The sequence below is a fragment of the Pseudomonas sp. MHK4 genome, from assembly GCF_054600775.1.
This window is the reverse complement of the sequence record NZ_BAAIAK010000018.1, coordinates 43,148-56,468: the sequence shown is the minus strand read 5'-3', so window position 1 is coordinate 56,468 and position 13,321 is coordinate 43,148. Positions and strand designations below refer to the sequence as shown.

General features: G+C 59.3%; 14 protein-coding genes. 8 read left to right on the top strand and 6 right to left on the bottom strand.

Annotation, left to right across the window (positions count from 1 at the left end):
- Nucleotides 1–48: 48 nt before the first annotated feature.
- The 7 genes from ACYP2Q_RS29125 to cmoB all read left to right on the top strand — a co-directional run bounded on the left by ACYP2Q_RS29125 (nt 49) and on the right by cmoB (nt 4,917).
- Nucleotides 49–444, top strand: coding sequence for a hypothetical protein (locus ACYP2Q_RS29125; RefSeq protein ID WP_459733624.1), 396 nt, complete (start codon nt 49–51; stop codon nt 442–444).
- Nucleotides 445–1,033: 589 nt separating this feature from the next.
- On the top strand, nt 1,034–1,420 hold the full coding sequence (locus tag ACYP2Q_RS29120; RefSeq protein ID WP_459733622.1) for a hypothetical protein: 387 nt from the start codon (nt 1,034–1,036) through the stop codon (nt 1,418–1,420).
- 55 nt (nt 1,421–1,475) lie between these two features.
- Nucleotides 1,476–1,862, top strand: a complete 387-nt coding sequence (locus ACYP2Q_RS29115; RefSeq protein WP_459733621.1) for a hypothetical protein — start codon at nt 1,476–1,478, stop codon at nt 1,860–1,862.
- 137 nt (nt 1,863–1,999) lie between these two features.
- Nucleotides 2,000–2,392 carry a protease inhibitor I42 family protein gene (locus ACYP2Q_RS29110; protein WP_459733620.1) on the top strand — a complete coding sequence of 131 codons (393 nt, stop codon included), beginning with the start codon at nt 2,000–2,002 and terminating at the stop codon, nt 2,390–2,392.
- Between the two features lie 2 nt (nt 2,393–2,394).
- A complete protein-coding gene (locus ACYP2Q_RS29105) occupies nt 2,395–3,030 on the top strand; it encodes a lysoplasmalogenase (protein ID WP_459733618.1) in 636 nt (211 codons plus the stop codon).
- Between the two features lie 154 nt (nt 3,031–3,184).
- Nucleotides 3,185–3,964 carry a carboxy-S-adenosyl-L-methionine synthase CmoA gene (gene cmoA, locus ACYP2Q_RS29100; protein WP_459733617.1) on the top strand — a complete coding sequence of 260 codons (780 nt, stop codon included), beginning with the start codon at nt 3,185–3,187 and terminating at the stop codon, nt 3,962–3,964.
- Nucleotides 3,961–4,917, top strand: coding sequence for a tRNA 5-methoxyuridine(34)/uridine 5-oxyacetic acid(34) synthase CmoB (gene cmoB / locus ACYP2Q_RS29095; protein ID WP_459733616.1), 957 nt, complete (start codon nt 3,961–3,963; stop codon nt 4,915–4,917). Before cmoA ends, cmoB begins: the two co-directional genes overlap by 4 nt.
- A 69-nt stretch (nt 4,918–4,986) precedes the next feature.
- Here cmoB and tadA read toward each other — a convergent pair whose 3' ends face one another.
- The 6 genes from tadA to ACYP2Q_RS29065 all read right to left on the bottom strand — a co-directional run bounded on the left by tadA (nt 4,987) and on the right by ACYP2Q_RS29065 (nt 11,803).
- Entirely contained in the window at nt 4,987–5,484 is a 498-nt protein-coding gene (gene tadA / locus ACYP2Q_RS29090; protein WP_459733615.1) for a tRNA adenosine(34) deaminase TadA, read from the bottom strand.
- Entirely contained in the window at nt 5,484–6,860 is a 1,377-nt protein-coding gene (locus ACYP2Q_RS29085; protein ID WP_459733614.1) for a multicopper oxidase family protein, read from the bottom strand. Before ACYP2Q_RS29085 ends, tadA begins: the two co-directional genes overlap by 1 nt.
- 200 nt (nt 6,861–7,060) lie before the next feature.
- Nucleotides 7,061–8,638 carry a glutamine-hydrolyzing GMP synthase gene (gene guaA, locus ACYP2Q_RS29080; RefSeq protein WP_459733613.1) on the bottom strand — a complete coding sequence of 526 codons (1,578 nt, stop codon included), beginning with the start codon at nt 8,636–8,638 and terminating at the stop codon, nt 7,061–7,063.
- Nucleotides 8,639–8,737: 99 nt separating this feature from the next.
- Entirely contained in the window at nt 8,738–10,207 is a 1,470-nt protein-coding gene (gene guaB, locus ACYP2Q_RS29075) for an IMP dehydrogenase (RefSeq protein ID WP_459733611.1), read from the bottom strand.
- Nucleotides 10,208–10,428: 221 nt separating this feature from the next.
- Nucleotides 10,429–10,977 (bottom strand): sugar ABC transporter ATPase, encoded by a 549-nt coding sequence (locus tag ACYP2Q_RS29070; protein WP_459733610.1) that lies wholly within the window; start codon nt 10,975–10,977, stop codon nt 10,429–10,431.
- Nucleotides 10,978–11,038: 61 nt separating this feature from the next.
- Nucleotides 11,039–11,803: a sulfite exporter TauE/SafE family protein gene (locus ACYP2Q_RS29065; protein ID WP_459733609.1), complete on the bottom strand. Its 765-nt coding sequence runs from the start codon at nt 11,801–11,803 to the stop codon at nt 11,039–11,041.
- 137 nt (nt 11,804–11,940) lie between these two features.
- Between ACYP2Q_RS29065 and xseA the strand changes: the two genes are divergently transcribed.
- A complete protein-coding gene (xseA, locus tag ACYP2Q_RS29060) occupies nt 11,941–13,320 on the top strand; it encodes an exodeoxyribonuclease VII large subunit (RefSeq protein WP_459733652.1) in 1,380 nt (459 codons plus the stop codon).
- The last annotated feature ends 1 nt before the right edge of the window (nt 13,321 follow it).

Sequence of the window (13,321 nt, the reverse complement as noted above, 5' to 3'; positions counted from 1 at the left end):
CCCTTGTTATCTTCAAAGTTCGGAAATTTACGATGACAAGGAAAGAAGATGATGATAAATGACAATCCTGCTTCAAAAAAAGCCAATGGCTATATCAACGCCAAAAGAGGCGAAGATATGATATTTCAAAGTGACAGAGTTGACGTGCACCCCGATGCAACATGGCTGGAGATTCAAGGGACTAAAAATTTGGGTTTTCCAGGTTGGAGTGGTATTTTCTTGACCATTAACCGCTTTACCCAGAGTGGCGAACAAGTGTTTCTGCCTGGAGGGGAGTACCTGCGCCGTGTTCGCTACGCCGCCCCGGACGGGAAAGATGTATATGCGCAGAGCGGAACGTTCGAGGCCCGCCTCAACAACGCCACAAAAAAGTATCAAATTACTTTTAATTTGTCTTTCCCTAGCTATGGCGAAATTCAAGGTGACGTCGACGTCACTGAATAATCCCTGACCCACTTCGATTTGACCCCTCGCACCAGAGCCCCATGCGCCAGCATTTTGTACTAGGTGACTCTGGTCAAATTTGTCTTCTTCAGTTTTGCTCGCCAGTCGTTGTGAATGCTGGGCCACTGACGACCGGGCGGTTACATCCAGCAACGAAGAAGTCTTGTCGACAGCCACTTTAACGTAGAGATAAAATTCCGCCAGTGCTGTCAGAACAACTATTTGAATGCCCCCATTCAAGATTGCGACGAGTTCATATCCGAAGAGTTGTATACCAGCGTCGGCTCCTGAGAAATACTTGCTATTTTCAAAGCTAGTGAAAAGAACACCGCCAAAAGATCGTGCTTTTGATATCTATTTGCCAAAAGCTCACCGACAATTTCGTCAGAGGGTTTGCGCCTTTGACGAAGATATTGCCCAGTCGCACACTGACGTGGCCAGAATTAAACTCTGACCGTTCACCTGCGAACCATAATTAATTATCGCGACTTGTTATAAAAAACTGACAGATATGACAGTACCCAGCCGACTTCTCAGCGCTTAACATATTCCTTCGACTATCTGACAATCATCAAAGGACGATCACAACATGGCGACTAACGAAACCAGGACTAAAGCCAGTGGGTATTTTCGAGCCATGCAAAATGGCGAAGAAATATTTAACGCGACCGAAATTTTTATAAGCAATGAAGCTAACAACATAGTAATCAGTGGCTTTATAGATTCCCACAGCCCAAATTACAGAAGCATCGATGTGCTGATCGACTCCCAAACCCCCACCGGCGAACAGCAATTTGAGCGAGGAAAACTGCTGAAGGAGGTTATATACAAATCTGACTCGTCCTTAATGCATGCCTACTCCGGCAGCTTTAATGCAGACCTAAACACTACTACCAAACATTACAAATTAACGTTTACGTTAATGTTTGGTGGCCAAAGTTCCGCGATTGAAGGTGAGCTCGACGTTATTGCCTAATTTCCTGATCAGTTCGGATGTTCAACAATGCCAATCAATACGAGGAAATCGGATCATGGAAAATCAGGAAACTTGTGCAAAAACAATGGTTACCGGCTACTGCAATGCAACACGTAGTAACGGGGACGATTATTTTAGAAGCGAAGACGTTCACATTTGGCGCAGTGGCGAGTGGTTAATGATTGAAGGCATTAACCGTAGCGGTCAAAATTGGGTGTTTTTTAATTTGGGCATCGACCCCTCCACACCGCCCGGCGATCGACCGTTCGAGCATCAAAAGGAACTCGGTCAGGTTTATTTCCTGGATGGGAACAACATCACATACGCCCAAAGCGGAACATTCAACGCTCAGCTAAATCACTCCACTAAAAATTATCGAATAACTTTTACATTGCTGTTCAGCATTGGCGTAATTAATGGTTATATCGACGTCAGCGAATAAATATTTGTTCAGCTTCGCTTTTATCCTTGGTACCAGAGCCCGATGCATTAGCATTTTCATCAAGAGGGCTCTGGTCACAATTTGTCTCATCTCGGTTATGCTCGCCGTTCGTCGTGAACACCGGAGCCACTTACCCTATGTCCCCCACCCGCCTGTTTCTCCCCCTCGCACTCGCCTTGCTGGCCGCTTGCGCCACGCAACCTGCGCACAACGTGACCGTGGAAAAACAAAGCGAATGCCCGGTAAAACTCACCAGCGGGCAAAACCTGATCCTGACCCTGCCGAGCAATCCAACCACGGGCTATCGCTGGTCGATCCAGGATTCGGCCGGTGGCGTATTGCGCGCGCTCAGCCCAGAGGTCTATAGCAACCCGGAAGATGCCGGCGTCGTTGGCGCTGCCGGTGTTTCGACCTGGCGATTCCAGGCCTTCGCCACGGGCACGGGACGTTTACGCCTGACCTCGCAACAACCCTGGGCACCGGAAGTGCTGCCGGTGGATGCCTTCGACTGCGCCATTTCGGTCAACTGACCGTGGGCTGGCTGATTCTGGCGCTGATGGGCGCAGTGACTTTTCTCTACGGCCTCAGCGTGCACGCAGCCCTGCTGTGCCTGCTGGTCAAGCCGCTGCCTGTCCTGGCCCTGCTCGGCTGGTTGCACGACGCACCGCCCAGCGAGTATCGGCGCTGGATCAGCCTTGGCTTGATTTTCTCCCTGCTCGGCGACGTGTTGCTGGCCTGGCCGGGGGATTTGTTTGTGTTTGGCCTCGGGGCGTTTTTGATCGCCCATTTGGCGTATTTGAAAGCGTATTTGAGTGACTGCAGGCGGCTGGCGCTTTTGCCGCTGATCCTGGCCCTTGGCGTCGGCGTGGTGTTGCTGGGAATCCTGATCTCCCACGGGCTGGGGCCATTGCTGATTCCGGTGATCGTTTACGGCCTGGCCATCAGCGCCATGCTCTGGCGTGCGCTGGCCCGTCTCGGCACCGATGTGCCCAAGCGCTCGGCGCTGCTGGCCGCAGCCGGGGCCGTGGCGTTTGTGTTTTCCGACAGCGTGATTGGCATCAGTCGGTTTGTCATGCCATTCGAGGCCGCGGCGTACGTGATCATCCTCAGCTATTGGCTGGGGCAATGGGGCATCACCGCATCGGCGTTCGAGCAGAAACCGCGTTGACCCCATCGCGAGCAGGCTCGCTCCCACAGGGGACGGTGATCAACCTGTGGGAGCCAGCCTGCTCGCGATAGCAATATCACAGACGGAAAGATTCTGAGGCCAGCCCCTTCGGTTTATCAGACAACCCGCGCATCCCCGCGCCAACTTGGCTAAAATGCCGGCCTTTTCCACATCCACCGCCGGAACCGCCGTGAGCAAAGAATCCGATCGCCTTTTCGCCCAGCCTTTGGCCCAGGTGCCTGACTTCGCGTTCAACGAGGACGTGGTGCGGGTGTTCCCGGACATGATCAAGCGCTCGGTGCCGGGTTACCCGACCATCGTCGAAAACCTCGGTGTGCTCGCCGCGCAATTCGCCCAGCCCAATAGCGTGCTCTACGACCTCGGTTCGTCCCTGGGCGCGGTGACCCAGGCGCTGCGTCGGCATGTGCGCACCGAGGGTTGTCGCGTTATCGCTGTGGATAACTCCGCGGCGATGGTCGAGCGATGCCGCGAATATCTGAACGGCCAGGACTCGATGTTCCAGGAGTTGCTGCCGGTGGAAGTAATCGAAGGCGACATCCTCGCCCTCGAATTCAAACCTGCCTCGGTGGTGGCTTTGAACTTCACCCTGCAATTTATCGCTCCGGATCAGCGTACCGCGTTGCTGTCGCGCATCCATCAATCGCTGTTGCCCGGTGGAGCCCTGATTCTCTCGGAGAAACTGCGTTTTGAAGACGAGCAGGAGCACGCGCTGCTCACCGACCTGCACGTCGCCTTCAAGCGCGCCAACGGCTACAGCGAACTGGAAATCGCCCAGAAGCGTAGCGCCATCGAAAACGTCATGAAGCCCGACAGCCTCGAAGAACACCGCGAACGCCTGTTGGCCGCCGGGTTCTCGAAAGTCGTGCCGTGGTTCCAGTGTCTTAACTTTGCCTCGTTGATTGCCTTGCCATGATTGATCTGTCTCCCCTCGCTCGCCGCCTGGCTGGCACGCCGCTGGCCGAATGGGCCAACACCCTGCAGCAGCAACTCGACAAGAAAATGGAAAAGGGCCATGGCGACCTGGAGCGCTGGCAAAGCGCGCTGGATGCCTTGCCGCAGATCCAGCCAAGTGAAATCGACTTGTTGAACGGTTTGAAACTGGACACTGATTGCGACGGCGCTACTCGGGCGCAGATGCGCACCGCGCTGATGGGCTTGTCGCCGTGGCGCAAAGGCCCGTTCGATCTGTTCGGCGTGCACGTCGACACCGAGTGGCGCTCGGACTGGAAATGGTCGCGGGTCGCCCCGCACCTGGATCTGAAAGGCAAGCGCATCCTCGATGTCGGCTGCGGCAACGGCTATTACATGTGGCGCATGCTTGGCGCCGGTGCGGACAGCGTGATCGGCGTCGACCCGAACTGGTTGTTCTTCTGCCAGTTCCAGGCGGTTCATCGTTACTTGTCAGAGCCCAATGCCTGGCACCTGCCCTTCCCGTTCGAAGACCTGCCACCGAACCTCGAAGGTTTCGACACGGTGTTTTCCATGGGCGTGTTCTATCACCGCCGCTCGCCGATCGAGCATTTGCTGGCGCTGAAGGATTGCCTGGTCAAGGGCGGTGAACTGGTGCTGGAGACCCTGGTGGTCGAAGGTGACAAACATCAGGTGCTGGTGCCGGAAGACCGCTACGCACAGATGCGCAATGTTTGGTTCCTGCCGTCGGTGCCGGCACTGGAGTTGTGGTTGCGGCGCGCCGGGTTCAGCGATGTGAAATGCGTGGACGTGAGCGTGACCACGATCGAGGAACAGCGCGGCACGGAATGGATGAAGTATCAGTCGCTGAGTGACTTCCTTGATCCCGAGGATCACAGCAAGACCATCGAAGGCCTGCCGGCGCCGATGCGGGCGGTGATCGTCGCTCGCAAGTAACCCATTGTCCAGATCAATGGAGATCAAAATGTGGGAGCGGGCTTGCTCGCTCCCACATTAGTTCAGTGTTCAGTCTGAAGATTTGGCTCTGCGAGCCTTGAAGAACTCGCTCAAAACCGCCCCACACTCCTCCGCCAACACCCCGCCTTCATACAACACTCGATGGTTGAGAAATCCCTGGGTAAAAAACTGCCCCTGGCTCTGCACAATCCCCGCCTTCGGCTCCAGCGCGCCATACACCACCCGCGTTATCCGCGAATGCACGATCAACCCGGCACACATGCTGCAGGGTTCCAGCGTCACATACAGGGTGCTGCCCGGCAGGCGATAGTTGCTGACGGCCTGGGCGGCAGCACGGATCGCGACCATCTCGGCGTGGGCACTGGGATCGCTGCCGCTGATCGGGCAGTTGAAGCCACGGCCGATGATTTCACCATCCTGCACCAGCACGGCGCCGACCGGCACTTCGCCCAAGGCAGCGCCTTGGGCCGCCAGCGTCAAGGCTTCACGCATGAAGTCGCGGTCACGGCTGCGGTCGATGATGGCGGCGGGACGTATCTGACGCATCACGCCACCTCGATAGCGGCCATCAGGCCGGTTTCCATGTGGTCGATCACATGGCAATGGAACATCCACACACCCGGATTATCCGCCACCAGCGCCACCTGCGCGCGCTCGTTCTTGCCCAGCAGGTAAGTGTCGGTGAAGTACGGAATGACCTTGTGCCGGTTCGAGGCAATCACCTTGAAGCTCATGCCGTGCAGGTGAATCGGGTGCTGGTACTGAGTCATGTTTTTCAATTCAAAAATGTAGCTCTTGCCCTTCTCGAGCTTGGCGATCGGGCGGTCGGCGCAGGTCTTGTCGGTGATGTCCCAGGCCTTGCCGTTGATCTGCCACAGGCTCGGCGGCTTGCCGTTGTCGACATTGACCGAGACCGAGCCGACCCATTCGAAATTGAAGTTGAGTTTCTCGGCATTGGCCAGGTCCGGCTCGGCAATCGGGTTGGCGGGTAGCGCGGGTGGCCATTGGGTCGGAGCGTCGCTATTGGCCACCGAGCGGAACGTGCCCAGGCGTACAGGGCCATTGCGCAACGACAACTCTTCACCGGCCGGCGGCGCCTTGATCGCCAGGCAAATGCGCATCCCAGGGCCCAGCCAGTATTCCTTGCCCATCGGCCGCGGTTCGATGGGGTTGCCGTCCAGCGCATAGATCTGCGCTTCGACGCCGGGAATGTTCAGGCGATAGGTCAAGGTGTTGTCGAGGTTGAGCAGGCGTACACGGGTGATCTGCCCGGCGGGCAAGTCGATCACCGCCTGCGGCACACCATTGATGGTCGCCAGGCGCCCCGCCGTACCGCCACGGGCGGCTTCACGGGGAATGCTGAATTCGACGAAATTGCCAACATCGTCCACATGCCAGCTCTTCAGGCTCAAGGTCTTTTCATACTTGAAACCGGTGGGTTCGCGTTCTTCGATAATCAGCGGGCCGACCAGGCCACGACCGAGCTCTTCGCTACTGTTCACGTGCGGGTGATACCAGTAGCTACCCGCGTCGGGCACGCGAAACTTGTAATCGAAGTATTCCCCCGGCAACACCGGCAACTGCGACACGTAAGGCACGCCGTCCATTTCCAGCGGAAGGCGGATGCCGTGCCAGTGAATGGTGGTGGCGACCGTCAGGTGGTTGATGAAGCGCACACGCAACCAGTCACCCTGACGCGCGCGTAACTCGGTGCCCGGTGCCGACGGGCCGAACGCCCAGGCCGGGGTCTTGTGCCCGGCCACCAGCTCGACGTCCAGCGGCGCGGCGATCAGTTCATAGTCGTGGCCCGCATCAGCGTCGGCCCTCTTGCCCAACCAGTACCGCGACGCGCCCCCCGCACCGACACCAACGACTACAAGACCGGCCAGGCCACCGAGGATTTGGCGACGGGTAAAGGACATGAACTCAACTACCTCACGTATCAACGACAGGCCCGGGGGCCGCAAAAGGCGAATACGATACACCCGCAGTTGCGAAAGCAACAGCAAAGCGGGCGTGACGACGGGCCGCAGGCAGGGCCTGCTTCAATGCAAAAAGCCGCGTGAACTCGCGTTCACACGGCTTTTCATCCTGCGCTCACCCCATCAGGGCGGGTGCGGGATCACTCCCACTCAATGGTCGCTGGCGGCTTGCTCGACACGTCATACGTGACGCGGGAGATGCCTTCGATTTCATTGATGATGCGCCCGGATACGGTTTCCAGCAGTTCGTAAGGCAGGTGTGCCCAACGCGCGGTCATGAAGTCGATGGTTTCCACGGCACGCAGGGCCACGACCCAGGCGTAACGACGGCCATCGCCGACCACGCCAACCGATTTCACCGGCTGGAACACCACGAATGCCTGGCTGACCTTGTGGTACCAGTCGGCCTTGCGCAGCTCTTCGATGAAGATGTGGTCGGCGCGACGCAGCAGGTCGGCGTATTCCTTCTTCACTTCGCCGAGGATACGCACACCCAGGCCCGGGCCCGGGAACGGGTGACGGTAGACCATGTCGTACGGCAGGCCCAGTTCCAGGCCCAGACGACGGACTTCGTCCTTGAACAGTTCGCGCAGTGGCTCGACCAGCTTGAGGTTCATCTCTTCCGGCAGGCCGCCCACGTTGTGGTGCGACTTGATCACGTGGGCCTTGCCGCTTTTCGCGCCAGCCGACTCGATCACGTCCGGGTAGATGGTGCCCTGGGCCAGGTACTTGATGTTGTCCAGCTTGCAGGATTCGGCATCGAACACGTCGATGAAGGTACGGCCGATGATCTTGCGCTTCTTCTCCGGGTCGGCTTCGCCGGCCAGGTTACCGAGGAACTGCTCCTCGGCGTTGGCGCGGATCACCTTGACGCCCATGTTCTCGGCGAACATGGCCATCACTTGCTCGCCTTCGTGCAGGCGCAGCAGGCCGTTGTCGACGAATACGCAGGTCAGCTGGTCGCCGATGGCCTTGTGCAGCAGCGCGGCAACCACGGACGAGTCCACACCGCCGGACAGGCCGAGCAGGACGTTGTCGGTGCCGACCTGGGCGCGAACCTGGGCGATGGCGTCTTCAGCGATCTTCGAAGGGGTCCACAGGGCTTCACACTCGCAGATGTCGAGGATGAAGCGCGACAGGATGCGACCGCCCTGCTTGGTGTGGGTCACTTCCGGGTGGAACTGCACGCCGTAGTAACGGCGCTCGTCGCTGAACATGCCGGCGATCGGGCAGCTCGGGGTGCTGGCCAGGATGTGGAAGTCTTCCGGCATGCGGGTAACTTTGTCACCGTGGCTCATCCACACGTCGAGGCCGAACAGGCCGTCGGCGTCGATGTGGTCTTCGATGCCGTCGAGCAGGCGGCTCTTGCCGACCACGTCTACGCGGGCATAACCGAACTCACGCAGCTCGGAACCTTCAACCTTGCCGCCCAGTTGTTCGGCCATGGTCTGCATGCCGTAGCAGATACCGAAGACCGGTACGCCCAGGTCCCACACCGCTTGCGGTGCGCGAGGGCTGTCGGCTACGTGTACGGACTCGGGGCCGCCGGCGAGGATGATCCCTTTTGGCGCGAATTCGCGAATCGCTTCGTCATCCATGTCGAACGGGTGCAGTTCGCAGTACACGCCGATTTCACGCACGCGGCGGGCGATCAGCTGGGTGTACTGGGAACCGAAGTCGAGGATCAGGATGCGGTGGGCGTGAATGTCGAGGGCCATGATTCAGTCTCGTCTAAAAAATTCGGAAACAGTCGTGATTCAGAAACAACTCGGGGCTGAATAAAACAGCCCCGGTTGCTTGATGTGTTGCTTGAAGGCTCAACCTACGCGGTAGTTTGGCGCTTCCTTGGTGATCTGCACGTCGTGGACGTGGGACTCGGCCATGCCAGCGCCGGTGATCCGCACGAACTCAGGCTTGGTGCGCATCTCTTCGATGTCGGCACTGCCGGTGTAGCCCATCGAGGAACGCAGGCCGCCCATCAGTTGATGGATGATGGCGCTCAGGGTGCCCTTGTACGGCACACGGCCTTCGATGCCTTCCGGAACCAGCTTCTCGGCGCCTGCCGAGGAGTCCTGGAAGTAACGGTCGGAGGAGCCCTGGGCCTGGGACATGGCGCCCAGCGAACCCATGCCGCGGTAAGCCTTGTACGAACGGCCCTGGAACAGTTCGATCTCGCCCGGCGCTTCTTCGGTACCGGCGAACATCGAGCCCATCATCACGCAGGAAGCACCGGCTACGATGGCCTTGGACAGGTCACCGGAGAAACGGATGCCGCCGTCGGCGATCAACGGTACGCCAGTGCCTTCAAGGGCGGCGGCGACGTTGGCGATGGCACTGATTTGCGGGACGCCGACACCGGCGACGATACGAGTGGTGCAGATCGAGCCAGGGCCGATACCGACCTTGACCGCATCAGCGCCAGCTTCGGCCAGGGCCTTGGCCGCTGCGCCGGTGGCGATGTTGCCGCCGATCACCTGCACTTCAGGGAAATTCTGCTTGACCCAGCGAACGCGGTCGATCACGCCTTTGGAGTGACCGTGGGCGGTGTCGACCACCACCACGTCAACGCCGGCAGCGACCAGCGCGGCAACGCGGTCACCGGTGTCTTTACCGGTACCGACTGCAGCACCCACGCGCAGACGACCTTGATCGTCCTTGCTGGCCAGCGGGTAAGCCTTGGCTTTTTCGATGTCGTTGACGGTCATCATGCCTTTGAGGGCGAATTTGTCGTCGACGATCAGCACGCGTTCGATGCGGTGCTTGTGCAGCAACTCGCGAACGTCGTTCTTGTCGGCGCCTTCCTTGACCGTGACCAGACGCTCTTTAGGCGTCATCACTTCACGGACAGTGGCTTCCAGACGATTCTCGAAACGCACGTCACGGGAGGTCACGATGCCGACCAGGTCGCCATTGTGCAACACCGGAACGCCGGAGATGTTGTGCATGCGGGTCAGTTCGAACAACTCGCGCACGGTGGCGTCGGCCTCGATGGTGATCGGGTCCTTGACCACACCGGCTTCGTAACGCTTGACCTTGCGCACTTCGGCAGCTTGCTGCTCGATGGTCATGTTCTTGTGGATGATACCGATACCACCTTCCTGAGCCATGGCGATTGCCAGACGGGCCTCAGTGACGGTGTCCATGGCGGCGGAAACCAGTGGAATATTCAGCTCGATGCCACGGGTAAGGCGGGTCTTGAGACTGACTTCGTTAGGAAGCACCTCGGAATAACCGGGCACTAGGAGAATGTCGTCGAATGTCAGAGCTTCTTGGCTGATACGCAGCATCGCGGGGGCTCCCGAGCGGGAAAATGGAAGCGCGCCATTATAGTCAGACACCCCCTCGGGTTCAATGTAAAACTCTGTCTATTATCGATACGGTGATCGACGGGTATTTTGCATGGATTTCTTGTAGGAGCTGGCTTGCCAGCGAATCAGGCAATACGGTCTGTCTGACACACCGCATTCGCTGGCAAGCCAGCTCCTACAGAGATCGGTGTTGATCAGAATTACAGTTCGACTTTGATCCAACTCACCGGCTGATCCAGCCAATCGGCAAACTCGTCGAGAAAGCTCTGCTTGAACCCCGCCTCGGCCCAGTTGTTGAAAATGAACCCCAGGTTGGAAAAGCCGCATTCCTGCAGGTACAGGAAGCCGTTGATGTCGTCTTCGTGCCCGCATTCCGGGCAAGTGAAATTATCGGTACGCCCGGGCATCCAGTCTTCGAGGCTTTCGAACAGCGCTTCGCCGACCTCCTTGCGACACTCGGCACAACCGGCCTCGCCAAGAAATCCCTTGGCCGGTGTATAGATGCAGCGCTTGGTGACGATCTCCAGGCCATTGATCGGCTCGCCGAACGGCAGGGCTTGCGGGTGCAGGACCACATCCCGGGCACCCTCGCCGATGGCGTGGGCCATGCGATTGCCGGTGCGGCCGCAGGTGGTCAGCTCTTCGTCGATGATGTTCTTGCGCACCAGCCAACGCACGATCGCCCGGGCCCGGGGCTCGTGCACCGCCAGCGTGGAAATTTTCGGGACAATGATGCTTTGGGAATTCATGGGCCGGCCTGCTGCAACGCTTTGAAAGAAGCCGGGCAGCTTAAGCCCGGGGATTCACAGGTCAAGTACTCAAGTAACGCACGATCAAGGCGATGCCGCTGGCCAGGACCAGCCAGGTCACCAGCCGGATGAACGCCTCGCGCGACAACTTCATGGTCAACCGGCCACCGATCCACAGGCCCAGCGCCATGGCCGGCAGCAAACACAGCGCCAGCACCAACAAGGGTAGCTCGGCATAGACGCCTGCGACAATGAACAGGCTCAGGCGCACCACCGTGCTGCAACTGATCAGCGCACTCTGGGTCGCCCGGGCCGCCTCCTTGGGCAGCCGGCTGTTCAAATAGATCGCGTAGAGAAAGCCGCCACTGCCAAACAACGCGCCGAACATCCCGCCCACGGTGCCCATCGGCACTGCCCAGGCGGCAGACAATTGCGCCGGACGGGTTTTGACCCACAGGCTGTAGATGGCATAGGCACTGATGAACAGCCCCATCAACAACAGCAACAGATCGGACTTGAGGGTTAACAGGAAGATCACGCCCAGCGTGCAGCCCATGGCCATGCACGGCAGTAGTCGCAACAGCTCAGGCTTGGCCACATCACGCCGCGAGGGCAACAGGTTGCCGAATGCCGCGACAAAATCCAGCAACACCAGCAAGGGCACGATTTTCGACAGTGGCATGAACAGGATCAAAATCGGCCCGGCCACCAGCGCCGTACCAAAGCCCGCAATGCCAAAGACGATGTAGGCCAGGGCGATGCCCGCCCCAATTACCAACCAATCCACCGCCCCAAAATTCCATTGACCCAACAAATCAACCAACATTTCTACTCATCCCTGTAGGAGCTGCCGCAGGCTGCGATCTTTGGCTCTTAAAAACAACATCAAAAGATCGCAGCCTGCGGCAGCTCCTGCAAGGGGGGTCGTGCATTGGGCAGGAGATTGCCTTTATCATGCGCCCCATGATTAAAGATCCCTTTGCAAGACTCGGCCTGGACCGCGAAGTCCTCACCGTCAGCCAGCTCAACGGCCGCGCGCGGGTGTTGCTTGAAGACGTATTCAGCAACATCTGGGTCGAAGGCGAAATCTCCAACCTCGCCCGCCCGGCGTCGGGCCATGTGTATTTCACCCTCAAGGACAGCGGTGCCCAAGTGCGTTGCGCACTCTTCCGGCAAAACGCCGCGCGGGTGCGCCAAGCCTTGAAGGATGGCCTGGCGGTCAAGGTACGGGGCAAGGTCTCGTTGTTCGAGGGACGCGGCGATTACCAGCTGATCCTCGATACCGTGGAGCCGGCCGGTGATGGCGCGTTGCGCCTGGCGTTCGACGCCTTGAAGGAAAAACTCAGCGCCGAAGGCCTGTTCAGCGCCGAGCGCAAAGTGCCGCTACCGGCGCATCCACAGCGCATCGGCATCGTCAGCTCGCCCACCGGCGCGGTCATCCGCGACATCATCAGCGTGTTCCGCCGTCGCGCGCCGCAGGTGCAACTGACTCTGATCCCCACCGCCGTGCAGGGCCGTGAAGCCACCGCGCAGATTGTTCGCGCCCTGAAACTGGCGGATGCCCGCGGCTTCGACGCGTTGATCCTGGCCCGGGGCGGCGGTTCGCTGGAAGACCTCTGGTGCTTCAACGAAGAAGCCGTGGCCCGCGCGGTAGATGCCTGCGTGACGCCGATCGTCAGCGCCGTCGGCCACGAAACCGACGTCTCCATCAGTGACTTCGTCGCTGACGTTCGCGCGCCCACGCCATCGGCCGCCGCCGAATTGCTCGCTCCGGATTCCAGCGACCTCGTGCGCCGCGTCGAAAGCCTGCATCGCCGCCTGGTGATGCGCATGCGCGATCGCCTGATGCGCGACCGGCTGCGCCTGGAAGGCATCTCTCGCCGCCTGCGCCACCCCGGCGAACGCCTGCGCCAGCAAGCGCAACGCCTGGATGACCTGGACATGCGCATGCGCCGCGCCTTCGAGCGTAGCCTCAACACTCGTCGCGAACGGCTCATCCGCCTGGAAACCCGCCTGGCCGGGCAACATCCTGGCCGGCAATTGGCGATGTTGCGCCAACGTCTCGACAGCCTCGCCGAACGCCTGCCCCGCGCCATCCGCGAGGGCCTGAAAAGCCGTCGCCTGCAACTGCAGAGCCAGATGCAGACGCTGCACGTGGTCAGCCCCCTGGCAACCCTCGGCCGTGGCTACAGCATCTTGCTCGACGAGCGTGGCCAGGCGATCCGCAGCGCCGAACAGACCCACACGGGCCAGCGCCTCAAGGCCAAATTGGGTGAAGGCGAACTGCACGTGCGGGTCGAAGACAATCACCTGACGCCCGTCACCCTTTCTTTACTGGATTGAT

What these genes read in the sequence shown, in the direction of transcription:
- ACYP2Q_RS29085 (WP_459733614.1), bottom strand. Translation starts at nt 6,860, where the DNA reads ATGTCCTTTACCCGTCGCCAAATCCTCGGTGGCCTGGCCGGTCTTGTA.
- cmoB (WP_459733616.1), top strand. Translation starts at nt 3,961, where the DNA reads ATGATTGATCTGTCTCCCCTCGCTCGCCGCCTGGCTGGCACGCCGCTG.
- ACYP2Q_RS29070 (WP_459733610.1), bottom strand. Translation starts at nt 10,977, where the DNA reads ATGAATTCCCAAAGCATCATTGTCCCGAAAATTTCCACGCTGGCGGTG.
- ACYP2Q_RS29065 (WP_459733609.1), bottom strand. Translation starts at nt 11,803, where the DNA reads ATGTTGGTTGATTTGTTGGGTCAATGGAATTTTGGGGCGGTGGATTGG.
- ACYP2Q_RS29110 (WP_459733620.1), top strand. Translation starts at nt 2,000, where the DNA reads ATGTCCCCCACCCGCCTGTTTCTCCCCCTCGCACTCGCCTTGCTGGCC.
- guaB (WP_459733611.1), bottom strand. Translation starts at nt 10,207, where the DNA reads ATGCTGCGTATCAGCCAAGAAGCTCTGACATTCGACGACATTCTCCTA.
- tadA (WP_459733615.1), bottom strand. Translation starts at nt 5,484, where the DNA reads ATGCGTCAGATACGTCCCGCCGCCATCATCGACCGCAGCCGTGACCGC.
- ACYP2Q_RS29120 (WP_459733622.1), top strand. Translation starts at nt 1,034, where the DNA reads ATGGCGACTAACGAAACCAGGACTAAAGCCAGTGGGTATTTTCGAGCC.
- cmoA (WP_459733617.1), top strand. Translation starts at nt 3,185, where the DNA reads ATGCCGGCCTTTTCCACATCCACCGCCGGAACCGCCGTGAGCAAAGAA.
- ACYP2Q_RS29115 (WP_459733621.1), top strand. Translation starts at nt 1,476, where the DNA reads ATGGAAAATCAGGAAACTTGTGCAAAAACAATGGTTACCGGCTACTGC.
- guaA (WP_459733613.1), bottom strand. Translation starts at nt 8,638, where the DNA reads ATGGCCCTCGACATTCACGCCCACCGCATCCTGATCCTCGACTTCGGT.
- ACYP2Q_RS29125 (WP_459733624.1), top strand. Translation starts at nt 49, where the DNA reads ATGATGATAAATGACAATCCTGCTTCAAAAAAAGCCAATGGCTATATC.
- xseA (WP_459733652.1), top strand. Translation starts at nt 11,941, where the DNA reads ATGATTAAAGATCCCTTTGCAAGACTCGGCCTGGACCGCGAAGTCCTC.